The sequence below is a fragment of the Halalkalibacter sp. HAAS-P013 genome, assembly GCF_056619925.1.
In genome coordinates, this window is sequence record NZ_JBWQTU010000001.1 from 391,067 (window position 1) to 413,494 (window position 22,428).

The following is a 22,428-nucleotide window of genomic DNA, read 5'->3' on the forward strand; positions in this document are numbered from 1 at the left end:
ATCATATTTAGTTGTTTATTTTTTCTTTTTTGTAACGTCTTACACGAAGGTCAGCTTGTGCCTTATGCCCCATGAACCCTTCAAGTTCACAAAGACGAGAACCATATTCACCGACAACAACACTTGCTTCAGGAGTAGCTTTTTGATATGTGCATGTCTTAAGGTACTTACCAACCCATAGACCGCCAGTGAATCTAGCTGCTCCTTTTGTTGGAAGTGTATGGTTTGTTCCAATCACTTTATCTCCATAAGCAACATTTGTTTCAGGTCCTAAGAATAATGCACCGAAGTTTGTCATGTTCTCTAAGAAGTAGTCTGGGTTTTCCGTTAAGATTTCCACGTGCTCATAAGCTAGCTTATCTGCTTCGACCACTGCTTCTTCTAAACTATCTACTAGAATAATAGAACCATAATCATTCCAAGCTACGCTTGCCACATCCGCTGTTGGCAGTGTTTCAAGCTGACGCTCAATTTCTTTTACGGTTTCTTCAGCTAACGTTTTAGATGTCGTAATTAGTGCAGATGGAGATGTTGGACCGTGCTCTGCTTGACCAAGTAGATCTGTAGCAATGATTTCTGCATCTGATGTTTCATCTGCAATAACAAGTGTTTCAGTTGGCCCTGCGAATAAGTCAATTCCAACTCTTCCGAATAATTGACGCTTCGCTTCAGCAACAAACGCATTACCAGGTCCTACAATCATATCTACTGGCTCAATTGTTTCTGTTCCAACAGCCATTGCTGTCATAGCTTGAACGCCACCTAAAATGTAAATTTCATCAGCGCCAGCTAAGTACATTGCTGTTACCGTTGCAGCAGGAATTTCTCCTTTTATTGGAGGTGTGCACCCAATTACTCGCTTCACTCCAGCAACTTTGGCAGTAAGAATACTCATATGGGCTGAAGCAACCATTGGATACCTTCCGCCTGGAATGTAACAACCGACACTATTTACCGGGATGTTTTTATGTCCAAGTGTCACACCTGGCAATGTTTCTACTTCAAGATCTTTAATACACTCTCTTTGTTTTTCTGCAAAATTGCGAACCTGCGCTTGAGCAAATTTAATGTCTTCTATTGTTTGTTCAGAAACTGAATTTACAATTTCAGCAATCTGTTCATCCGTTAAACGGAAGCTTGCAGCTTTCCAGTTATCAAACTTTTCAGCTAATGCACGAACAGCTTTGTCACCATTTTCCTCAACATCATCAATGATTCCGCTTACTATTTCTTGTACCTTCGTATTTGATTCTTTAATTTCCATTTCACTTTTACCTGTTTTTAAAAAAGTAGCCATTTTGTTCACTCTCCTTTTCTTTTTGCATACGTATGCAAAAATAATCAAATAAAAAACCTTTTGCCATTGCAATCTTGAATATGAAAGACGTTTAAATTTGAATACGTATGCAAAACAAATTATAAACGCGTTTTCATAATCTGTAAACCCTTTCTTTTAAAAAAATGACTAATTTGTGTCGTAATTTCTCCATACTACGAGTAATATCAACAAAATTACACTAAAAAAGGAGTACGATTATGATTAAGACGATGGACCTTTCTAAAGCCATTTTAATGCATGCCAAGCGTTTTGATTCTTTAGAAGAGTTAGAGCCATTATTACAACAGGCAAGCCAAGCAAACTATGTCCTCTTAGGAGAGGCTACCCATGGCACATCTGAATTTTATTCATTGCGTGCTGAAATTTCAAAATGGCTAATTTCTAAGAAAGGATTTCAATTCATTGCAGTAGAAGGAGATTGGCCTTCATGTTATGAAGCAAACCGATACATTAAAAATTATAATAATCCATATTCAAATGCAACAGATGCTCTTTCCTCATTTAAACGCTGGCCGTCATGGATGTGGGCTAATGCTGAGATTGTTCCATTCATTGAATGGTTAAAGCATTATAACTCTCAAAAAGAGGCAACTGGTAAAATTGGTTTTCACGGTATTGATGTGTATAGCCTTTGGGAATCCATGTCTAAAATTGTAAATTATCTTAAAAGAATTGAGTCACCTGATGTAGAAAAAGCAAAAGCAGCTTTCACCTGTTTTGAACCGTATCATAAAGAAATGCAAATATATGGTGTTTCGGCTACTTTTTATGGTCAAGATTGTTTTGAAGAGCTCGTAACCCTTCTAAAATCCATGCATAGCAATCGTTCGATTTATGAAAAGAACGCGGAAGCAGATTTAAACCTTAAAATGAATGCGCTAGCTGTAGAGAACGCAGAAAGCTACTACCGAACGATGGTAACCAATGATAGAGAATCGTGGAATGTTAGGGATGAACATATGGTTGAAGCTCTCGATCAAATTTCGAATTACTATGGTCCAAATGCGAAAGGAATCATCTGGGAACACAATACACATATTGGAGATGCCCGTGCAACAGATATGGCGGAAGAAGGTATGGTGAACGTTGGACAGTTAACACGAGAAAAGTATGGAGTTAATCAAGTTTACGCGATTGGCTTTGGAACTTACGAAGGGACAGTGATCGCAGGTGAAAAATGGGGTGAACGAGCACAAAAAATGGTCGTCCCTAAAGCGATAACTGGAAGTTGGGAAGACGAGCTACATCAAGCAGGAGCATTCGATAAATTTATCATGTTTAATGAGGCAAATCACTCCCTATTTTCTGAGACAATAGGTCACAGAGCCATTGGCGTCGTCTACAATAACCAATACGAACATTTAGGCAATTATGTTCCTTCAAGAATTTCGGAGCGTTATGATGCTTTTATTCATCTTGAACAAACAAAGGCATTAACCCCCTTGCATGATTAAATGACAGCTCACAAAATGACCCGTACACTCTGTAACGGGTCATTTTATCTGTTATAAACCTCCTTAACGGGATAATGTTAGTCTGTTCCATTCATGAGTAAGCTCAGCTAACTTATCTTTAATGTTATTTACAGATTGTTCGTCACCAATTTTTTTAAAATAAGACAATTCAATTAAAAAATGGTCGATCTCGTTATAAACAGTCTCCTTATTTCTTTTTACGTCAATACTATTTTTGGAGGCTGCTTTCATTGTAAAGTCAATATCATTGTCCAATAGTTTCAATACATTAGGACTTTTAAGTTTTGCTTCTACTAATTCAAGAAACCCTTTATGTCTTTTAAAGATTAATTTATTATTTACTTCACTATTATAAATGTTTAAGATCATTCTCCCTTTATTGAATCCCCAAAAAATTCGATATTTATCATGGAGTACCCCATTTATTAGCTTATCTAATTGGTTTTTAGGAACATAAATGGATAAATCATCATAATGCGTTGCTTCCATTTGAACACCCCTCACATTTATTGTACGAATCAGGTAATACTAATGTGTATACAAATAACCGAAACAATAGACTTTTTTTCAGTGCCTTCTTCCCTATTCGTTTACGCCAACTAATGTAAGCCCTTACAATACTATTATATTCACGTTTTTAAAATCATGCCACATTTATTCGCTGTATTCTATTCTCTTTACTTCCTTTGTTAAAACACAGAGCAAACACAAAAAAGACAATGTCTCATAAATGAGACATTGTCTTTTAAAAGCAATTTATAGTTTTACTACGTTAGCTGCTTGTGGTCCACGGTCGCCTTCAACGATTTCAAATTCAACTGATTGACCTTCGTCAAGTGATTTGAAACCTTCGCCAGTGATAGCGCTGAAGTGTACGAATACGTCGTTTCCGCCTTCTACTTCAATGAAACCGAATCCTTTTTCTGCGTTGAACCATTTAACTGTACCAGTTTGTGCCATGCTAAAAAACCCCAATCTAAAAATTATTTACTTAATATGCAATCGTATTTACAATCCGAGGTAAATAAAAATTCACATATTATAAGGAACATCAACCACGAAAATCGAGTGAATATCCCTTATAACATGTGAATACTGAACTCTTTTATGTGCTGCTAATTGATGCAATTTGTTTCTAAATTGTTACCCTCTATGGGTAAATATAAGGATCCATCAATCAATCTCCAGACGATGAAAGCCCTGCCTCTCGTTCATCCTTGCGGCTCCTTGACCGCGCCAGCTGAATGAAAAGCGCTACCTTTTAAAACTGAAGTTGACGACCGTTGAATTAATTATAGCCTATTTATTTGTAAATTGCAAGTAACTTTCCATTCTTTTGTTAAAAAAATGTCCTGAAATTGGAAAGTAATGTATAGATTTCATCCCATTTCGCAGTCTGTTTCATAACAGAAGACTAAAATAAAAACAGAGCTTCTTTAAAAAGAAGCTCTGAACTGTTTTTTCCTTTTCTTAATTACGGCTATAATATTCGTTAATAGATTTAAGAATCGATTGATCTTCCTTGATTTCCACTGGCTTTTGTGATGAATTTGTTTTTACTTTTTTCATTTTCCTCTCACCCTTCTGTTAATAGTTTGAATTTTCCTTCTCTTTATCTTGGTTTTATTATATATCATCTGTTCTATATCAGTCAACACCTTTTTTGTAGTTGTATTAATACATTCTTATGTAAGTACTGTCAAAACTGACACAAACAGCAAAAAAAATAGGCTGACATAAAGCCAACCTACGATAAAGACCTTCCTTTTCCAGAATCGCTAATTGCTATTAGCCCAATAGGATAAGGTTCAAAATATGTTTGATTTAATAAGTAGTCATTTTCAAAACGATGGCACCACGAATGTAGAATCCCAAGCACACTGCTTAATGGAATTTTTTGATGCTGATAATTCAGTCATTTGAGGCGTCAAATCTTCATTCGTTTTCGGTTGAATTAATTTATTTTCATCTCCATCGGAAACAAGCCGCACCACTTCTCTTGGTGTTCCTAAACCAATTTCCATCTCCGGGCATATAGGGATAAATTCAACATAGTCAGCTAGCTTCGCAACGGTAGGCTCTTTAATTTGATCGCCATTATATCTGCAAGCAGCAAACTCCATACATTTACTGACAACCACTTTTGGCTTAGCAAACGTCCGCACACCTTCACCTCTTATCTACTTATCATTCAGTTTGCCTCGAATGGCAAATGCGACTCCATCTTCATCATTTTGCTTTGTTACAAAGTCAGCAAGTTCTTTGATCGTTTGTTCCGCATTTCCCATTGCCACTTTATATCCTGCCACTTTAAACATGGATACATCATTAAAACTATCTCCTATTACCATTACTTCATTCATGGAAATCCCTAGTTGTTTTGCATAAGCTTGTACAGCGATCCCTTTTTGAGCTTGAATATTCGTAATCTCGATATTATCTGGAGCAGAGGCACTAACCGCTATGTTTGCAATTTCATAAAGCTTTCCCCTTACTTCATTTAGTTTCTGAACGTCTTTTGAAAAGGCTAATACTTTTAAAATAACCGTTTCTTCTTGATCTAGTAGCTCATCGTAACTTCCCACTAAAGATATCGACCCCATTTCAAATCGCTCTTTAGCCATCGTTTGCAATGTTTCAAAATCCTCATCAGAACCTGATGAAACGAAAAAGTCAATAACTGCTTGTATTGCTTTTTCATAATTATCAGAAAACGTCCCTTTGTTTGTATATAACTCAAAATAAATATCATGTGTTAGTAACATATCAAATATTTCTTTGCTATTTTCTTTTGAAAGTGGGATCGTCGATAACAATGTTTCATTTTTATCTCGAAACTGAGCTCCGTTCACACTAATAACAGGACAAGTAATTTGAGCTTGCTTTAATGGGTACCTAGCTTCTCTTTCATCTCTGCCTGTTGCAACAACAACCTCCACACCTAGTTGTTGCGCTTCTTTAACTGCTTTTGCATTTTCTTTTGTTATTTCATGTGCATCACCTAGTAATGTACCATCCATATCAATCGCTATTAGCTTAACCAATGTATTCCCACCCCTATGTTTTATCTCTTTAAGTTATTTTCAATCCTTTTACTATAGCATATATAGAAATACAAAATATAACAAAAGAACCCCTCGGACATAAAACACGAGCATACCATCGGCATGCTCGTGTTTTACTTCATTATTTTACGTTCTCTTTTTTATTGTATTGCTTCATCATTTCCTCAATTTCAGCAAGATCTTGATCTGCTTCTTTTGCCTGCAAATATTCAAGCGTATGGGCAACCCTGTATCCTAGCATCATAACCCCAAAGAATAGTAGAAATAAAATAGAGATTGAAATAACTAATAACGCTGTGTACATTTGCGCTCCTCCTCATCCCTTTGCTACATCATACGGAGGAACTTTAACGTTAATGCATACTTTTTCCTTCTTGATTCATACTAGGGGAAACATTTGTATATCGGAGGTAGATGCACCTTGAAAAAGAAACATGTCTTGATCTTGTTTGGAACCAGTTTGATTCTTGCAAGTTGCGGAGCCGATTCGGAAGCAGATATTGTAGATGATGTAGAAGCTCAACAATTTAGAGCTCATTATCAAAATGATGTCCCCGCCCCTCCGAGTATTAGAGATCAAAACAAACAAAGAGTTCCTCGTTTTACTGCGCTTCAATCTTATGCAGATGAAGCCGGACATTATATTAGTGACACCGCTACCTTGTTAGAAGAGATCGCTCCGTTCTTTGATCAACCAAATGTTCAATCAGATGATGTCGACACTACGTTAAGTAAAATAAAAAACATTCGCGATAAAAGCTCTGAATTCATTGATTTAAATCGACCAGAGCCGTTTGATAGTATGCATCATGTACATATTTCAACATTAATGGAACTTGATGCATTGGAGAGGATTTTGAAAGACATGAAAGATCCAGTTCATCATCTTCAAGTGACAAACGCTCGTGTCTATTACGAAAATGCTATTTTGTCGCATAAATTAATGGAACGTGAATTCCTTTCAGTAACTGAAGACTTCGGAATTCATTAAACAGAATTGTGTTAAACACAAAAAGAGCAGGGATTTTTCTTCCCTGCTTTTATCTACGACCGTGTATTGCATCATCCACTAAATCAGCTAGGTCTCCCGCTGTTCCACCAATGGAATCAAATGGTTTATCAAGACCAACATGATGCTCGACAGCATTCATTCGGTTAATCATTTTTCGATCTGTTACAATACGGACATTTCTAAGGTCTGTTACTTGTTGTACCTCTTCTTCCACCAACCTTTTTAGCTTTACTCGATCTTGTTCACTTGACTCAACACCAATTATGATATGGTTACCATCTGTCATAACATGGGCATCCCTAACATTTTCTAATGATTCAACTCGCGTCTCAATCTCCCTCGTTATTTCCGTTGTCGCTTGCTGATTCATAAATCCATTGTTCTTTCGCGCAACATGAGGATCGTTGCTGTATGAGTATTTATCACGCAAAACACCAGGACGATTACTAAGTATTCGGGCTCCTTGTTGATTAAGTCCCTCATGTTTCATACTCAAATTCCGATGCCTTGTTGTATATGATCCTCTATCTGTTAAATGACGTACTGGATCTGTTAATCCTTTTGGTGAATGATCTGGGACCATCATATCACTAAGTGGGCCTTCTAGAGCACGCACCTGTTGTACTCCATACCCATTAAAACCTTCATTCCTGTCAGGGCTGGCTCCCATTTCCGCTTCTTGAGGTATGGTGCATCCTGTTAATAATGCGGCCGTGATGACCAAATAACCTACACATTTCATTGGAATCCCTCCTACCTCTATTGTGCGAAATAATTCCGCATCTCAACCTGAAAATATCTAGAAATCAACTTGCAATTTTTGTCGGATTTTTACTATTTTCATCTATTTATGACTACTTTAGAAGAAACACTTTTCAACATATTTCTAATGGGTATAATAATTTTTATAAATAGACATTTGCTTAGTCACATCAGCGCTATTTTCTCATTTCAGCCTAATCAAGTCGTCTGTTTGTTCATTCTTTTTGAGGTGGAGTGCAATATGTTATGTGTAGAAATAGAGCAAAAGCGATTACTAATGCTGAACCTTGCTAAAAAGTATGGAATGACAGCAAAAGTAACCGTTGAGTGTAGTCAAGAACTGGACAAGCTTTTAAATTTATTACAAAGAAATTCTCATTAAAGCATTGCAATCGTCGAAAACATTTGGTAAGGTAGACACAAATTACGTTATATCTTACTTCATACATTGAAGTGAGGGTAGAGGTGCAAGGATCATAAGTACTTTAGCGGAGGAGAATGAGATCTGAAGATGCTAAATGGAAAGGGATACTTGCCGAAGTTATATGAGATCTCATATCTCATTAGCTGGGACTGTTCTAAATAAGGGCAGTACTGTCATATAGCAAAAATTGCTATATGGAGGGCTATCTCACACATTGAATTGGTTTTGCTGCAATTGCTAAACCTAACAACAATGAGTAGAGGCCTCATTGTTGTTTTTTTGTGCCTCCCAGTAGCCCATCTTCCCCTACGTATATGGAAAATATTTATGAATTGAGGGTGAATTGGATGAATTTTGGTCGTATTATCACGGCAATGGTCACACCATTTAATCAACATGGACAACTTGATGTACCTGCAACACAAGAGCTCGTAAAACATCTTATCGCAAATGGAACGGATGCAGTCGTCGTAGCTGGAACGACAGGAGAGTCTCCTACTCTCTCTACAGAGGAGAAATTATTGCTGTTTAAAACGGTCGTTGAAACAGCGAATGGCCAAATTCCAGTCATCGCTGGAACAGGCTCAAATAATACTCAAGCCTCAATTGAACTTACAAAACAAGCCGAAGAAATAGGTGTAGATGGAATTATGCTTGTCGTACCTTATTACAACAAACCTTCTCAAGAAGGAATTTATGCGCATTTTTCTACGATTGCAAATGCAACGAAACTTCCTGTCATGCTTTATAATATTCCTGGAAGAAGTGCGGTCAATATGAACGTTGAAACAACATTACGTTTAGCACAGCTACCTAATGTTGTCACAATCAAAGAGGCTAGTGGCGATTTAGATGCAATTGCAACAATCATTGAACACGCACCTGAAGGTTTTACCGTATATAGTGGAGATGATAGTTTAGCATTGCCTATGTTATCCATTGGTGGAGCTGGAGTTGTATCCGTTGCTTCCCATATTGTTGGTAACGAAATGCAGCAAATGGTTCGAAACTATCAAGCAGGTCAAGTAACAGCAGCTGCTATGCAGCATCGTCAACTTCTCCCAGTGATGAAGTCTCTATTTATGGCGCCTAACCCGACAGCTGTAAAAGCTGCAATGGAAATGAAAGGAATCAAAGCAGGTCCTGTTCGCTTGCCTCTTATTCCATTAACTGCAGAACAGCAGCAAGAACTTCAATCAATAGTGCAACCAACGATGAACTTTTTTGTTAGCTAATCAATAAATAAGCCGCTCAGAGTGATCTCTGAGCGGCTTATTTATTATTCACTTAAAACGGCTACTTAATGTATTGAAGTACGCTAACAAGACGCTTGTATGATCTTACAGTCGTCAAATCAACTATATCCTTTTAAAGTATCCAATATCATCTTTAACAATAATTTGAAGAGTTAAGAAATACTACACGCTTTTTTTGTGTAACGCTTTAGGCAGTTTCTTCTGTTTTAACAATGCATTATCAATATAACCAGTTCCAAATAAAACACCTACTACAATAAAGATAAATCCGAACGTTTGATACCAGTATACTTGTTCGTTTAAAAAGATAGCCGAACTGATTAAACCAAAAAAAGGCACGAAGTTATTAAAAATAGCCGTTTGTCCTGCTCCAATTTTTTGAATCGCAGCATTAAACAAAAAATGACCTACCGCAGTAGCAACAATCGCTGAAACAAAAAAGATAACATAGACGCCTAACGGTGCGCCAATCATACTTCCAAAACTTCCTGGTTCTAACAGAAAGCTTATGAAAAGAAGTCCAACTGAGCCAATTAGCAGCATCATGCTTGTCATTTGTCTTGAATCAAGAGTTACAGTCGCTTTTTTAATATAAATAAAACTAATCGCTTGAGCGAACATCGCGATAAAAATAGACAACTCACCTAGAGATAGAGCACTATCTCCTCCCCCGCCTTGAATAAAAAGTACTCCAATAAACCCTAAACCAATTCCAACGATCCTCCACCTCGTTAAACGATCACCAAGAAAGATAACAGCGAGGATCGACGTCGATAGCGGGAGAAGCGCTAAAATTAATACAGCATTCGAAGCATTAGTCATTGTTAAGCCCATTGCTAAAAAATAATGATGAGCAACAACACCAAAGAGGGCTCCTAAAAGCGTGTATTTCCATTCTTTTTTCGTTAGCTTTCTCATTACTCGACTTCCAATAATGATAGCAGCTGTTGCCAATCCTGCAGCCATAATTCGAAATACAGTCATTGTTATCGGCGGAAACGCCTCAACTAACACTTTCAACATAACAACATTTAGTCCCCAAATCATCATCACCAAAAAGACAATGCCATATGTGAAAAGCAGAGATTTTTCTTTCATAGCAAACCGTCCTCTCTACATTCCGTAGTTGTATCTTACCACCGCCAATATGTATGGTCACTAATTTTTTCGTATTACGTAACAACTTTTAAAATGAGAGCCCTTACATTATTTTTACGTGCTAAAACACAAAAAAAAGCTGACTCAAAAGGTTTGCTGTACCTCATGAGCCACCTTGTTCATTAAGACGTATGCTCATCTGAAATGATCGATAACATTGGCTTTTCATATAAATCACGTGGGAAGTTTGTTAGAAGCTCAACACCTTGATCTGTTATGCGAATCGTTTCCGTTATTTCCACTCCATAATCGTTATACCAAATACCTGGCATTAAATGAAACGTCATATTTGGCTTTAAGATTGTTTCATCTCCTGGTCGGAAACTAACAGTATGCTCTCCCCAATCAGGTGGAAAACTTAATCCAACGGAATAACCAAGCCTGGAGCTTTTTCTATGCCCATGTTTACCAATCGTTTTGCTCCAGATTCGTTCAACTTCTTCAGCACGAATTCCGGGCCGAATAAAATCAAGTGTTGCCTCAATTCCTTCTTCAACGACTTTAGCAAGTTCCTTAACCTCGTTTGGGGCTGTGCCAATTGCCATCGTTCTTGCCATTGGTGCATGATAACGTTTATAGGCACCAGCGATTTCTAAAGTTAAAAAATCACCTTTTTGATAAGGTCGATCCGTCCATGTGAGATGGGGACAAGACGTATTTTCATTTGTTGGCATCATAGGTACAATCGAAGTATAATCCCCACCAAATTCTTTCGTTCCTTTTATTTGAGCATAATAAATCGCTGCTGCAACATCCGATTCTCGAACACCGACTTGAACACGTTCGTATGCTGCTGTCATGGCACTTTCCACAATCTTTCCTGCTCTTTTCATATAAGTGATTTCATTATTTGATTTTATAAGCCGAATCATATTTACCAAGCTTGACGTATCTTTAAATGTCGCATTTGGCAGGCCGTGTTTTAACCGTTCATAACAAAGAGCCGTAAAATAATGAACATCCATTTCTATACCAATCGTTCTCCTGCTTTGACCAATTTCCGTTAATATATTTGCGACAAAGTCTATCGGGTGTCGTTCCGTTGACTGAACATAAAAGTCGGGATAGGCAATAATATGGTGTTCATCAAGCCACGTTGTTTTCGCTACACCATTTGCGTCCATTTGACGCCCAATCCATAACGGCTGAGCGTCTTCTAACGTTACAACCATCATTTGGTGAACATAAAAGCTCCAAGCCGAATAATTTGTTAAATAATACATGTTGGAAGGGTTGGAAATAAGAAGAACATCGACCCCTTCATCAACCATCCTCTTTTTGACCGCCTCCAACCTTCTCGTGTACTCTTCTAATGCAAACAAAGATTTCACCCTCTTTCTAAGCCCCACTCTCAATTAGGAGCACAGCTATTTTTGTAGTTTAAACGCCACGACTTTTTGTTCCGTCATCGCTTCAATAGCATACCGAACTCCTTCACGACCAATTCCAGAACCCTTTATCCCACCAAAGGGCATTCCATCAATCCTCACATCACTGCTATCATTAATCATGACCCCTCCAAATTGGAGCTCATGAATTGCTTGAAATGCTGTTTCTAGCTTCTCTGTAAAAATGCCGGCTTGCAAACCATATCCACTGTCATTTGATTGCTCAATCGCTTCTTGGAGCGAATCAACAGCTTCAATGAGTACGACTGGACCGAAGACTTCTTGTGTTGCAATCGTTGCATGTGTCGGAACATTCGTTAAAACAGTTGGCTCAACATAAGCTTTCTTCCTTTCCCCTCCACAACAAATGGATGCACCTAGTTTCTTTGCTTCAGCTATCCAGCTTTCAACTCGTTTTGCTTCTTTTTCAGAGATCATCGGACCGATATCTGTTGTCTCTTCCCTTTTTGTTCCTACTTTTAAATTCTTTGTTTCTTTAACAAATCGAGTTAAAAATGTTTGATACAAGGGATACTCAACATAAATTCGTTGGACTCCAATGCAATTTTGACCTGCAACTCCAAATGCACCAGATACTGTTGACGAAATTGCATCTTCTACATTTGCATCTTTAAGAATGATTGTTGGTGAATTAGAACCTAACTCCATTCCTGTTTTCTTAACTCCTGCTTTTTTCGTAATTTCTTTCCCAGTTTCATAGCCTCCCGTGAAAGAAACAAATCTGACATCGTCATGTTCTACTAATGGATCGCATATATTAGAACCACGTCCTGTAATAACAGATAGTATATTTGCTGGCAGTCCCGCGTGTAAGAACGCTTCTGCTAATCGCAAAGCACTTAATGGAGTCAGTGATGCTGGCTTAACGATAACTGCATTGCCTGCTGCAATAGCTGGACCTACTTTATGAGCAACAAGATTAAGAGGATCATTAAATGGGGTAATTGCTGCAACGATTCCTACTGGAAAACGATATACATATCCAACTCTCGTTTCATGACCGGGCATCTGTGAAAAAGGGATCGTCTCCCCATCAATTCTTCTTGCTTCTTCAGCACTTAATCGGAGTGTTTCAATACACCTTGTCACTTCTTTCCTAGCTTCACGAATCGTTTTGCTACTTTCTGCTACGATGGTATTTACAAAGTTAGTTTTATTTGCCTCTATATAGGAAGCTGCCTTATGAAGAATGTTCATTCTCTCATGCACAGATAAATTTGCACTTTTTTTTGCACCATCTCGTGCCTTTTTTATGGCCTCCTTTACATCTTCAACACTTGCTGACGGTACCGTTGCAATTAATTCACCCGTACCCGGATCAAAGACATCCATTTCTTCCTTTGCCTTAACCCATTCGCCTCCAATTAACATGCGCTCTTGAACGATTTGGTTTTTCATTTTATCCCCCCTCTTGTTATCTGCCGCGTTCCATGTGTATCAAATCGATAAGAACGGCAAATCCCGTTTCTTTAATTCCTGCTCCTGCTCCGACAAGCGTAATTGGTCCTGATAAGTCACATTGATAGGTTATTGCATTCATCGCACCTGATACCCCGGCTAATGGATCATCTAATGCCACCATCTCCGGTGCAACATAACCCTTTACTCCCTCTTCTGTTATTTTCAATGAACCAATTAATTTCCAGCATTTCCCTTCTTTCTTTGCTTCTTTTATCGCACTCTGTGTAACACCTGTTATTCCTTTACACGTAACATCTTCTCGTTTCAATGGAACACCAAGGACAACATTCGCTAAAATTAACACCTTATATAAAACGTCGTACCCTTCGACGTCAGCAGTTGGATCTGCTTCTGCATAACCTTTCTCCTTTGCCTCTTGAAGTGCTTCTTTATAACTAAGTCCTGCTTCCATACGCATTAACATATAATTCGTTGTACCATTTAAAATACCGCGTATTTCATTGATATCATTTCCGGTTAAAGTTTCTACTGGTAAACGCAACGCCGGAGAACCGCTCATTACGGCGCCTTCAAAAAACCAACGGACACCATTTTCTCGAGCAAGCTTGGATAGTGTCTCATACGCTAAGGCAACCGGGCCTTTATTTGTCATTACAACATTTTTCTTATTTGAGAAAGCCCAAGTACAATGATCGATAGCAGGCTGGCCTGTAACAACGTCTGTAAACGTCATTTCAACAACAGAATCTGCATTAGAATTCTCGATAGTCTCCTGAGTTGACCAGCCCCTGATAAGACCTGGTTGATCAGGGTATGATTCTAAGCTTCCTGTTTCATTGATTGAACTCATCACCTTATCTAAACAGAGTCCATCTGGATGATGAAGGGACCCCTTATACAAATCAGATATGGAAACAACTTTAAAGTCTAGTTCATGTTCCTTGTTCAACTTCCACCGTTTTTCTCTTAAAATTTCAACAAACCCTTGACCGACTCCACCAAAACCAATTAAATCTACTTTATGTGCCACCTTCAATCCCTCCCTTTTTTCATCAAAAGTAAGGCTGCTTTCACAAGTGTGTGTGTGCCAATTTCTAACGCACGTTCATCAAAACAAAACGAAGGCTGGTGAAGACTTGTTTTCATGTTGTTCTGATCAGCTGCTCCAATAAACATCATCGCTCCAGGAATTTGTTTCGTTATATGACTGAAGTCCTCACCGCCTAGTCCGTATGGTATCGAATGAATAACAACATCGGGTTCTACTAATCTAATCGCTTTTGAAAGGACACTCACCATGTCGGGGTCATTTATAAGAGCAGGTTCCCCATGATGAAGGTATAGTTGATAGGAACCACCTAGCGCTTCAATTTGAGCTAATCCTTTTTCAAGTTCAGTTGAAAGGTGATTCCTAGCTTTCTCAGAATATGTTCTCATCGTTCCACGAATCGTTACCTCAGATGGGATAACATTTGAGGAGGCTCCACCTGTAATTTGACAAATGCTTAACACCGATGGTTCCAGGGCCGAAGTTTGCCTTGAAGGCAAACTATACAAATATGGTAATATCAAGGAACTTAAATAGATTGGATCAACGGATTGTTCAGGATAAGCCCCGTGTCCCCCTGTTCCATTAATCGTCACCGTAAAAGTATCGACATTAGCCATTGCTACTCCCGCCTTTAGCTTCACTTCACCTATTGGAATATCTGGATCTAAATGTAGGGCAAAACTTGCTTCCACCTCATCTAATGCGCCACTATTTAAAACATACTGTGCACCTGTTTTTCCAAATTGATCTTCTGTTTCCTCAGCTGGCTGGAATAAGCATTTTACTGTTCCGTGTAGCAAATTCGCTTCATATAAACTAGATAGAAAGTAAACTGCTCCAATAAGCATCGCCGTGTGTCCATCATGCCCGCATGCATGCATCACTCCGCTATGACATGACTGATAAGGTGCTTTCGTCTCCTCTGATATCGGCAGGGCATCAATATCGGCACGGAGCCCAATAACCGGGCTCTCTCCATCCCCAACTGTTGCAATGACCCCTGTATCTAATCCGATTTGATCTCTCCCTGATTGAATCGACACACCAGGCAATCCTTTAATTTGCCTAATAATATAGGCAGTTGTTTTTTTTTCTTCAAAACTTAATTCTGGATACTGATGTAGATGTCTTCTCCATTTGATTAATCGATTCTGCCACTGACCTTTTTTCACTTGCGATCATCCTTACATTAGCGCTTGATTTGAGGGCATTGAAAAGGTTGGTTTTTTCCTTTTCAATGCCCGAAGCAATGTGCAGAGCCGGTGCCTTGTCTTGAAGGCCTCTATGAGTGGGGTTCTCATAGAGGGCGCGCATCGTGCGGAGCCATTGCTAGTTAATATTGAAAAGGTTGGTTTTTTCCTTTTCAATGCCCTCTTATTTCATCGAGTGCTTGCTTTAAATCATTAAGTAAATCGTCAATATCTTCAATCCCGGCAGAATAGCGTACTAATCCTTCTGGTATCCCTAAAGCAGCACGTTCCTCCGGTGTATTTTCAACATGACTTGTCGTTCTTGCAGGCCCAACGGTTGTTTCAACAGCACCTAAATTTGCTGCACGGTGAGCATATTCTAACTTTGGTAAAAATTGACGAACAGCATCTAATTCACCTTTTAAGGCAAAGCTCAGCATCCCGCCAAAGCCCTTCATTTGCTTTTTGGCGATCTCATGGTTTGTGTGTGTTTGAAGCCCTGGGTAATACACTTGTTCTACTTTTTCATGATTCTCTAAAAATTGAGCGACTTTCATTGCATTTTCTTGTTGCTTTTCCACGCGAAGCTTTAATGTTTTCATCCCTCTCAGAATGAGATAAGCTGCCATAGGATCCATCGTAGCTCCATTTATTTCACGGTAATGATAAATATCCTTAACTAGGGATTCTGACCCACAGACAACCCCACCTAACGCATCTGCATGACCACCAAGAAACTTAGTAGCACTATGAATAACAAGATCCACTCCAAGCGTTAACGGATTTTGATTGATCGGGGTTGCGAACGTATTATCAACAAATACAAGCGCGTCAACTTTCTTTGCCGCTTTTGTAATTCGGACAATATCCGTAATTTTCACCGTTGGGTTCGTTGGCGTTTCCAAATAAACCAATTTACACCCTTTTGCAATTTCTTTTTCCATCTCCTCATGATTTCCTGTTTCAACAAGCTCGACTTCAATATTTAGTCTAGGTAGAAATTCCGAGAATATTTTATTTGTTCCTCCATAGGTATCTTTAATAGAGACAACTCTATCACCTGGCTTAAGTATCGTAAGAAGTGAGTTTGATATTGCTGCCATTCCTGTTGAAAAGCTAGTAGCAGCTTCTGCATGTTCTAATATTTTTACTTTGTCTTCAAAGGATTGCACAGTTGGGTTCGTATTTCTGCCATAAATATGGCCTTTTCGTTTTCCAATTGCTACTTCATACCACTCATCGATATCATCATAACTGTAGGCAACACTATGCACGACTGGAACTTGAGTTGCCCCGTGTACCAAATATTCTTTTTCCCCAGCCCAAACTGACTTTGTACCTGCTTGTAAACAATTTTTTGCTTCCATGTTGCCACCCCTTTCTTTTGTTACTTTCATCATATTCATTTACATAGAGCAAAACATTCAACAATTTGTATGAAAAAAAAAGACGGTTATTCATCTTTTTTTACAAGTGTTCTGACTATGCCTTACAATAGAACATAATCATATTCATCTTGCATTTTAATAACCTTGTTGTAAGGAGGACGTTTTTATGACAATTACAATGAATCATGTTCAGTCGTTAGAAATCCTCAAATCAGCAGTCATTCGGACGTGCGTTTCCGAATTAGACAAGACCACTGTAGATTGGGTATCCGTGATTGAAACACCTGTCGAAACTTTTGTTCGTAAAAATGAACTCGTTCTCACAACCGGGGTTGGCTGTGCCAATAATGAACAAACGTTCTATGAATTTGTAAAAGAAATAATCGAAGCAGGTGCTTCAGGTCTTGCTATTGCAATCGGCCCTTTTGTGAAAGTGATCCCAAATTCAATCATCGAGCTTGCAAACAAGCATCAATTCATTTTAATCGAATTAGATTGGTCCATTCGCTTTTCTGATATCTTAGAGCAAGTCCTTGCAGAAATTCATGAACAAAAACATCTATATCTTGAAAAAATTGAAAATATTCGAAAATCTCTACTCAACTTCATCCTATCTGGTGAGTCCTTAAACCTAGTTGCTGATCATGTAGCTAAGTCAATTGATTGTGGAGTGGTAATTGCCGATAAGCGTGGCGTCATCCGCGGCAAGTCAGACCCATTTCCTGACGATTTATTAACTAAGTGGGCTGATTTTTTGCATAAGCAACTAGAAGAGGACGGGATTTATCACTCTCTTGACCAAACGTTTGAATGGATTGAGTATGACGGTGGGTATGCCTTACAATTAACGATTCATTCTACCGGAAACATTCAAGGTTATATCGTTGTCGGTGGCTTTGGAGCTGATCCTTTTAGTGAAGAGGAACATTCTGAGTGGGTTATGTTGCTTGAACACGTTACGACCGCTGTAGCCATTCATTTCTTACACGAACAAGCGGCAAAGGAGGCCGAATGGAGATTACGGGATGATTTTGTTTGGGAGTTATCTAGAGATGCCATCCCTTCAACCGAGCTGATGCTCTCAAGAGCGAAATCTCTTAATTATCAAATTAATCTACCTTATATATGTATAGTCGGGAAACCAGAACAGCTTGAAGAAAGTTTTCGGTCAATGACGCACTTATCAATTACATTTGACCATTGGCTACATGAATGGATTCGTCATATGGAAGAAGAAGCTGAATCGATGGCTAAATCGATGGCATTAAAATCAATGGTAACTTACCAAAATGAAGAACTAATCATCTTTTTGGAAGTCAATCATCATGTCATGGAACTAGCAAGAACCTATATCAACAAGCTACAAACTCGTTTTCAATTCCTCAATCCTTCGATCTTCATTACTTGGGGCGTTGCTAAGCAATATGGCTATTCTTGCTTTGCAACTAGTTATCAAGAAGCAAAAAAAGCATTAGAAATAGGTCGTAAAAGGAATGGAAGAAATAGCATATCTGTCTATGCTGATACAAAAGTTGATCGTGTTATGGATAATTTATTAAAAAACGATGAATTAATTGATATCGCAAAATCAATTCTTGATTCTCTTCTTCGCTATGCTGAAGAAAGACAAATTGACCTTCTCCATACATTTACCGCATACCATCATAATCATGGGAATGTAAGTCAAACAGCAAGAGATTTAAATTTACACCGTCAATCACTTCTATACCGTTTACGAAAAATTGAATCGTTAACGAATTGTTCCTTAGATGACCCTGACGAATTGTTTTTACTGGATTTAAGTATTCGATTGTGGCTTCATGGAATGGATATGAAAGAAGCCGAGTATAGAACGTAATTCTATACTCGGCTTTGTTTCAATTATGAGAATCCATATTCTTTCTTACACTCTTCTAACTTTTCTAACGAAAGATGGGCCCACTCTGTCTGCTCATCCTCTAACTTTGTAATCTCGTCATGCAGAGCTTGCTGAAGTGAATCCTTATAACTCGGTACTTCTCCTTCATATGCCTTTAAAGACGAGAGAGGCACCCACGTTTTTTCAAACTCAGCCAATGCTTTACGCTGATGAAATAAAGGTACATCGGTCATCTTCGGGCTGTGAAGATCTCCTTGTGTAGGATGTTTAACAACAGCTTTAATTTTCACAAGAGCACGACCATTCTCCTCTTGCCTTTCAATTAATTCCGCAATATAAGCCCCTGTTTTGTAAAATGCTCGTACATATTCAACCTCTGGCAATGTTCCCCCTCCTTTATATACCACCAAACCCTACTATAAACATAGCAATCAAGTAAACAATAATAAAGAAAAATCCAATAGCAAAGCACCATATGGCTCGTTTCTTTTTATGATGTAGAATACTATAAATACCGATGCCACCAAACAACCCTGTCAATAGAAACAATGAAAACGCGGTTATAACGATGATGATTTCCTGATCCATATACCCTCCTTATAATCCAGGCACTAGCCAAGTAAAGAGCCGCCACATAAATTCAGAAACAGGTACAAAGTATTGTTCAGATATGGCTCCTAAAGAACTTGTATCTGAAAAACTGTCAATAATGATAAACGTAAAAGTTATTAAAATAGCAATAATCGTAATCGCTAAGATGACAGCTAACACAAGCGCATATGCTAGTATAACTCGAATCGTCCACTTTAACCATTCTGGACGTTTTTTTTCTTCCATACGTGATTCCAAAAAAACCCCTCCAACAGCATTGATCGTTCATACCTTTATCCTACCAAAAAAAACAAAGAAATTAAGAAAAATTTACGAAAAAATAATGAACAACGCACTAATCTAGATTAAGCTTGGTAAGGATTTCCTGTATTGGTGCACCCTCTGGCGTTGATACATCACTAAAATCAAAATCTTTAAGATTTATGATCGCTGTTTCTTCCTTTTTATTCTCTTCCCCATAAGTAGACTCATTCAATTCTTCACTTTTAGAATTGTCCTCGGCTAATTCCACAAGTTTTCTCTCTTTAGTGGCAACCTGTAATACACCTTCTCTATCTTCATGAGTTATAGACTCTACTAAGGGGTATGTTAGATCACACTATTAGAAAAATACAGGATATAAGAAAAGACCGTGTATATTATGAATATACACGGTCTGTACTATTCCATCTTGGAGGCATATCTTTGCCCCAATGAATATTTCCAATAGTATGATGTTTTTCATGTTGATCTAGGTACGTATGGTAGTGAAAATTAAATACATAGCCTTGCTTAGGTGGTTGATCTCTTCGCACATGAAACCGGAGGATATCTTCTCCACTTTCTTCATTGTAAAGATGAAAAATTTTCTCTCCTAATCCAGCTGATGGACTTGAAGACATTTTAAGTTGCTCCCAATCTCGATCAGACAATGTTTGAGTTGTCTCACGTAAGACAAAATCGAGTCTGGGCAAAATCTGCTCTTCAAAAGGCATACTTATTTTCTCACTAATCACTGTGCCAAATTTAAACATACTCTGTTCGGCTGCTTGTTTCATAATATAATCATTAATTACATCAGCTGATGATGCATTCCTGTGAATATATTGCTCAGTCTTAGCTGGTAATACATCCCCGAACAAATCATAACTATCTTCATTTACCTGATATATTAGCGGATTCTCATTACTTTCACCTTGTGTCTTCTGTGGCTCTTCGGCTTGTACGTCTCGAACAAAATCGATCGAAGGAACAAACAGTCCAAATGTAAGAAGAGCTGATGAAATGACGAGGCCACGCTTCACTTGTCGAAGCATACTTATACGCCCTTTCATAGTTTCAATTTTCTATTAACTCTATTCTCTCATGAAATCTATGAAAGCGCCATTACAATCCCGTTACAAGCTTATGAAATTCTATGGTAAATTTGAACTTCCCATTAAGTAACGATCGCATTCTCTAGCTGCTTCGCGTCCTTCATGAATCGCCCAAACGACTAAGCTTTGCCCACGACGGTTGTCTCCAGCTGCGAACACGCCAGGAACACTTGTCATGTATTTACCATACTCTGCTTCAATGGTAGAACGAGATGTCGTTTCAATTGATAACTCTTCGATAATGCGTTCTTCCGGACCAGTAAAACCGATTGCTAAAAGAACTAGATCAGCTGGCCAAACTTTCTCAGTACCAGGAATAGGGGTACGGATCTTTCTACCTTTATCATCAATCGTTGTTTCTACACCAATTGTATGAATTTCTTTCACATTTCCATCTTCGTCACCTACAAACTTCGTTGTGCTAACTTGGTAACTACGAGGATCTGTACCGTAGACTGCTTTTGCTTCCTTCTGACCATCTTCTATTGTGTGGATAATAGGGAATAATGGCCAAGGATTCTTTTCTGAACGCTCATCAGGCTTTTGGCGGTTAATATCAAATTGTGTAATTGATTTTGCTCCGTGTCGCACTGATGTTGTAATACAGTCAACCCCTGTATCTCCACCACCGATAACAATGACATTTTGGTCTTTTGCAGAAATGTAATTGCCATCTTCATGGTTTGAGTTTAATAGACTTTTCGTATTAGCTGTAAGGAAATCCATCGCATAATGAATTCCTTTTAATTCACGACCTTCTACCTCTACGTCGCGCGGCTTTGTAGCACCAGTACATAATAGAACAGAATCGAAGTCCTTTTTTAATTGAGCTGCAGAGACATCTTTCCCGATCTCTACATTTGTCTTAAATGTGATTCCTTCTTCTTCAAGAATTTTCACACGGCGTTCAACGATATGGTTGGCAAGTTTAACATCAGGAATTCCGTATGTTAAAAGCCCACCAATACGGTCATCACGCTCAAACACAGTCACAGAATGACCTGCTTTGTTCAGCTGTGCTGCAGCTGAAAGACCCGCAGGACCTGAACCTACAACAGCAACTTTCTTGCCCGATCTTTTTGAAGGTGGTTGTGGTACGATCCAGCCTTCTTGAAATCCACGCTCAACAATGTGATACTCAATGCTCTTAATAGAAACAGAATCATCACTAATGGCCACTGTACAAGATCCTTCACAAGGTGCAGGACAAACTCGACCTGTAAATTCAGGGAAATTATTTGTCTTGTGAAGTCTTTCAAGTGCTTCCTTCCATTTACCACGATATACTAAATCATTCCATTCTGGAATTAAATTGTATACAGGACACCCAATTTCTCCAGACCCGTCCATTGTTGTTCCAGTTTGACAAAAAGGAACGCCACAATCCATACAGCGAGCTCCTTGTTGGCGTAAAGCTGGTTCAGGCATTAAAATTTGAAATTCTTTCCAACTTTTTGTCCGTTCAAATGGATCTCGTTTCGTTGGATTCTCTCTTTTATATTCAATAAATCCAGTTGGCTTCCCCATCGCATTCACTCCAATCTCTTCTATCTCTACAAAATTAGAAGGAAAGATGAACTCAGAAGGACGGCCTGATCTTAAAGATATGATCCGTCAGCTTAAGATCGATA

Annotated in this window: 25 protein-coding genes and 1 riboswitch; of the genes, 5 read left to right on the top strand and 20 right to left on the bottom strand. The window is 38.4% G+C overall.

Going from position 1 to position 22,428, the window contains the following annotated elements; all coding sequences use genetic code 11:
* Positions 1–7: 7 nt before the first annotated feature.
* Entirely contained in the window at positions 8–1,297 is a 1,290-nt protein-coding gene (gene hisD / locus AC1FXP_RS02075) for a histidinol dehydrogenase (protein ID WP_480058340.1), read from the bottom strand.
* Positions 1,298–1,536: 239 nt separating this feature from the next.
* Here hisD and AC1FXP_RS02080 point away from each other — a divergent pair, with 239 nt between their 5' ends.
* Positions 1,537–2,793, top strand: coding sequence for an erythromycin esterase family protein (locus tag AC1FXP_RS02080; RefSeq protein WP_480058342.1), 1,257 nt, complete (start codon positions 1,537–1,539; stop codon positions 2,791–2,793).
* A gap of 63 nt (positions 2,794–2,856) precedes the next feature.
* Here AC1FXP_RS02080 and AC1FXP_RS02085 read toward each other — a convergent pair whose 3' ends face one another.
* The 6 genes from AC1FXP_RS02085 to AC1FXP_RS02110 form a co-directional block, all read right to left on the bottom strand.
* Positions 2,857–3,303 (bottom strand): hypothetical protein, encoded by a 447-nt coding sequence (locus AC1FXP_RS02085; RefSeq protein WP_480058344.1) that lies wholly within the window; start codon positions 3,301–3,303, stop codon positions 2,857–2,859.
* Positions 3,304–3,570: 267 nt separating this feature from the next.
* The gene (gene cspD, locus AC1FXP_RS02090) at positions 3,571–3,774 is read right to left on the bottom strand and encodes a cold-shock protein CspD (RefSeq protein ID WP_034633915.1); all 204 of its coding nucleotides are present in this window, start codon (positions 3,772–3,774) and stop codon (positions 3,571–3,573) included.
* 787 nt (positions 3,775–4,561) lie between these two features.
* On the bottom strand, positions 4,562–4,693 hold the full coding sequence (locus tag AC1FXP_RS02095) for a DUF1722 domain-containing protein (RefSeq protein ID WP_480058345.1): 132 nt from the start codon (positions 4,691–4,693) through the stop codon (positions 4,562–4,564).
* Positions 4,656–4,979, bottom strand: coding sequence for a 2-thiouracil desulfurase family protein (locus AC1FXP_RS02100; RefSeq protein WP_480058347.1), 324 nt, complete (start codon positions 4,977–4,979; stop codon positions 4,656–4,658). Before AC1FXP_RS02100 ends, AC1FXP_RS02095 begins: the two co-directional genes overlap by 38 nt.
* A 15-nt stretch (positions 4,980–4,994) precedes the next feature.
* The gene (locus tag AC1FXP_RS02105; RefSeq protein WP_480058349.1) at positions 4,995–5,858 is read right to left on the bottom strand and encodes a Cof-type HAD-IIB family hydrolase; all 864 of its coding nucleotides are present in this window, start codon (positions 5,856–5,858) and stop codon (positions 4,995–4,997) included.
* A 142-nt stretch (positions 5,859–6,000) separates the two neighbouring features.
* Positions 6,001–6,183 (bottom strand): hypothetical protein, encoded by a 183-nt coding sequence (locus AC1FXP_RS02110; RefSeq protein ID WP_480058351.1) that lies wholly within the window; start codon positions 6,181–6,183, stop codon positions 6,001–6,003.
* Between the two features lie 117 nt (positions 6,184–6,300).
* Between AC1FXP_RS02110 and AC1FXP_RS02115 the strand changes: the two genes are divergently transcribed.
* A complete protein-coding gene (locus tag AC1FXP_RS02115) occupies positions 6,301–6,870 on the top strand; it encodes a hypothetical protein (protein WP_480058352.1) in 570 nt (189 codons plus the stop codon).
* A gap of 49 nt (positions 6,871–6,919) precedes the next feature.
* Here AC1FXP_RS02115 and AC1FXP_RS02120 read toward each other — a convergent pair whose 3' ends face one another.
* On the bottom strand, positions 6,920–7,633 hold the full coding sequence (locus tag AC1FXP_RS02120; RefSeq protein ID WP_480058354.1) for a YhcN/YlaJ family sporulation lipoprotein: 714 nt from the start codon (positions 7,631–7,633) through the stop codon (positions 6,920–6,922).
* A gap of 261 nt (positions 7,634–7,894) precedes the next feature.
* Between AC1FXP_RS02120 and AC1FXP_RS02125 the strand changes: the two genes are divergently transcribed.
* Both AC1FXP_RS02125 and dapA read left to right on the top strand, forming a co-directional pair.
* Positions 7,895–8,035 (top strand): aspartyl-phosphate phosphatase Spo0E family protein, encoded by a 141-nt coding sequence (locus AC1FXP_RS02125; RefSeq protein WP_480058355.1) that lies wholly within the window; start codon positions 7,895–7,897, stop codon positions 8,033–8,035.
* A gap of 70 nt (positions 8,036–8,105) precedes the next feature.
* A riboswitch (Lysine riboswitch) is annotated at positions 8,106–8,290 on the top strand.
* Positions 8,291–8,424: 134 nt separating this feature from the next.
* Positions 8,425–9,312, top strand: a complete 888-nt coding sequence (gene dapA, locus AC1FXP_RS02130) for a 4-hydroxy-tetrahydrodipicolinate synthase (RefSeq protein WP_480058357.1) — start codon at positions 8,425–8,427, stop codon at positions 9,310–9,312.
* Between the two features lie 183 nt (positions 9,313–9,495).
* On the opposite strand, the gene AC1FXP_RS02135 is transcribed toward dapA, so the two are convergent.
* From AC1FXP_RS02135 to AC1FXP_RS02160, 6 genes are all read right to left on the bottom strand, one after another.
* Positions 9,496–10,431, bottom strand: coding sequence for a DMT family transporter (locus AC1FXP_RS02135; protein WP_480058359.1), 936 nt, complete (start codon positions 10,429–10,431; stop codon positions 9,496–9,498).
* Positions 10,432–10,613: 182 nt separating this feature from the next.
* Positions 10,614–11,813 (bottom strand): M24 family metallopeptidase, encoded by a 1,200-nt coding sequence (locus AC1FXP_RS02140; protein WP_480058884.1) that lies wholly within the window; start codon positions 11,811–11,813, stop codon positions 10,614–10,616.
* A gap of 45 nt (positions 11,814–11,858) precedes the next feature.
* Positions 11,859–13,298 (bottom strand): aldehyde dehydrogenase family protein, encoded by a 1,440-nt coding sequence (locus tag AC1FXP_RS02145; protein WP_480058361.1) that lies wholly within the window; start codon positions 13,296–13,298, stop codon positions 11,859–11,861.
* 16 nt (positions 13,299–13,314) lie between these two features.
* Positions 13,315–14,352, bottom strand: coding sequence for a homoserine dehydrogenase (locus AC1FXP_RS02150; RefSeq protein WP_480058363.1), 1,038 nt, complete (start codon positions 14,350–14,352; stop codon positions 13,315–13,317).
* A 2-nt stretch (positions 14,353–14,354) separates the two neighbouring features.
* Complete coding sequence (locus AC1FXP_RS02155) at positions 14,355–15,545, bottom strand: M20 metallopeptidase family protein (RefSeq protein WP_480058364.1); 1,191 nt, start codon at positions 15,543–15,545, stop codon at positions 14,355–14,357.
* Between the two features lie 191 nt (positions 15,546–15,736).
* Positions 15,737–16,930 carry a cystathionine gamma-synthase family protein gene (locus AC1FXP_RS02160; protein WP_480058366.1) on the bottom strand — a complete coding sequence of 398 codons (1,194 nt, stop codon included), beginning with the start codon at positions 16,928–16,930 and terminating at the stop codon, positions 15,737–15,739.
* A gap of 187 nt (positions 16,931–17,117) precedes the next feature.
* Between AC1FXP_RS02160 and AC1FXP_RS02165 the strand changes: the two genes are divergently transcribed.
* Positions 17,118–18,809, top strand: a complete 1,692-nt coding sequence (locus AC1FXP_RS02165) for a PucR family transcriptional regulator (RefSeq protein ID WP_480058368.1) — start codon at positions 17,118–17,120, stop codon at positions 18,807–18,809.
* Between the two features lie 23 nt (positions 18,810–18,832).
* Here the strand turns inward: AC1FXP_RS02165 and kapB are convergent, their stop codons facing one another.
* The 6 genes from kapB to AC1FXP_RS02195 form a co-directional block, all read right to left on the bottom strand.
* Positions 18,833–19,213, bottom strand: a complete 381-nt coding sequence (gene kapB / locus AC1FXP_RS02170) for a kinase-associated lipoprotein KapB (protein WP_480058369.1) — start codon at positions 19,211–19,213, stop codon at positions 18,833–18,835.
* 13 nt (positions 19,214–19,226) lie between these two features.
* Positions 19,227–19,418 carry a hypothetical protein gene (locus AC1FXP_RS02175; protein ID WP_480058371.1) on the bottom strand — a complete coding sequence of 64 codons (192 nt, stop codon included), beginning with the start codon at positions 19,416–19,418 and terminating at the stop codon, positions 19,227–19,229.
* A 9-nt stretch (positions 19,419–19,427) separates the two neighbouring features.
* Positions 19,428–19,679 (bottom strand): hypothetical protein, encoded by a 252-nt coding sequence (locus AC1FXP_RS02180; RefSeq protein ID WP_480058373.1) that lies wholly within the window; start codon positions 19,677–19,679, stop codon positions 19,428–19,430.
* Positions 19,680–19,776: 97 nt separating this feature from the next.
* Positions 19,777–19,953, bottom strand: coding sequence for a hypothetical protein (locus AC1FXP_RS02185; RefSeq protein WP_480058375.1), 177 nt, complete (start codon positions 19,951–19,953; stop codon positions 19,777–19,779).
* 127 nt (positions 19,954–20,080) lie between these two features.
* Positions 20,081–20,737 (bottom strand): YpjP family protein, encoded by a 657-nt coding sequence (locus AC1FXP_RS02190; protein ID WP_480058376.1) that lies wholly within the window; start codon positions 20,735–20,737, stop codon positions 20,081–20,083.
* A gap of 99 nt (positions 20,738–20,836) precedes the next feature.
* A complete protein-coding gene (locus tag AC1FXP_RS02195; protein WP_480058378.1) occupies positions 20,837–22,324 on the bottom strand; it encodes a glutamate synthase subunit beta in 1,488 nt (495 codons plus the stop codon).
* Between the last annotated feature and the right edge of the window lie 104 nt (positions 22,325–22,428).

What these genes read in the sequence shown, in the direction of transcription:
- hisD (WP_480058340.1), bottom strand. Translation starts at nt 1,297, where the DNA reads ATGGCTACTTTTTTAAAAACAGGTAAAAGTGAAATGGAAATTAAAGAA.
- AC1FXP_RS02080 (WP_480058342.1), top strand. Translation starts at nt 1,537, where the DNA reads ATGATTAAGACGATGGACCTTTCTAAAGCCATTTTAATGCATGCCAAG.
- AC1FXP_RS02085 (WP_480058344.1), bottom strand. Translation starts at nt 3,303, where the DNA reads ATGGAAGCAACGCATTATGATGATTTATCCATTTATGTTCCTAAAAAC.
- cspD (WP_034633915.1), bottom strand. Translation starts at nt 3,774, where the DNA reads ATGGCACAAACTGGTACAGTTAAATGGTTCAACGCAGAAAAAGGATTC.
- AC1FXP_RS02110 (WP_480058351.1), bottom strand. Translation starts at nt 6,183, where the DNA reads ATGTACACAGCGTTATTAGTTATTTCAATCTCTATTTTATTTCTACTA.
- AC1FXP_RS02120 (WP_480058354.1), bottom strand. Translation starts at nt 7,633, where the DNA reads ATGAAATGTGTAGGTTATTTGGTCATCACGGCCGCATTATTAACAGGA.
- AC1FXP_RS02125 (WP_480058355.1), top strand. Translation starts at nt 7,895, where the DNA reads ATGTTATGTGTAGAAATAGAGCAAAAGCGATTACTAATGCTGAACCTT.
- dapA (WP_480058357.1), top strand. Translation starts at nt 8,425, where the DNA reads ATGAATTTTGGTCGTATTATCACGGCAATGGTCACACCATTTAATCAA.
- AC1FXP_RS02135 (WP_480058359.1), bottom strand. Translation starts at nt 10,431, where the DNA reads ATGAAAGAAAAATCTCTGCTTTTCACATATGGCATTGTCTTTTTGGTG.
- AC1FXP_RS02145 (WP_480058361.1), bottom strand. Translation starts at nt 13,298, where the DNA reads ATGAAAAACCAAATCGTTCAAGAGCGCATGTTAATTGGAGGCGAATGG.
- AC1FXP_RS02160 (WP_480058366.1), bottom strand. Translation starts at nt 16,930, where the DNA reads ATGGAAGCAAAAAATTGTTTACAAGCAGGTACAAAGTCAGTTTGGGCT.
- AC1FXP_RS02165 (WP_480058368.1), top strand. Translation starts at nt 17,118, where the DNA reads ATGACAATTACAATGAATCATGTTCAGTCGTTAGAAATCCTCAAATCA.
- AC1FXP_RS02175 (WP_480058371.1), bottom strand. Translation starts at nt 19,418, where the DNA reads ATGGATCAGGAAATCATCATCGTTATAACCGCGTTTTCATTGTTTCTA.
- AC1FXP_RS02190 (WP_480058376.1), bottom strand. Translation starts at nt 20,737, where the DNA reads ATGCTTCGACAAGTGAAGCGTGGCCTCGTCATTTCATCAGCTCTTCTT.
- AC1FXP_RS02195 (WP_480058378.1), bottom strand. Translation starts at nt 22,324, where the DNA reads ATGGGGAAGCCAACTGGATTTATTGAATATAAAAGAGAGAATCCAACG.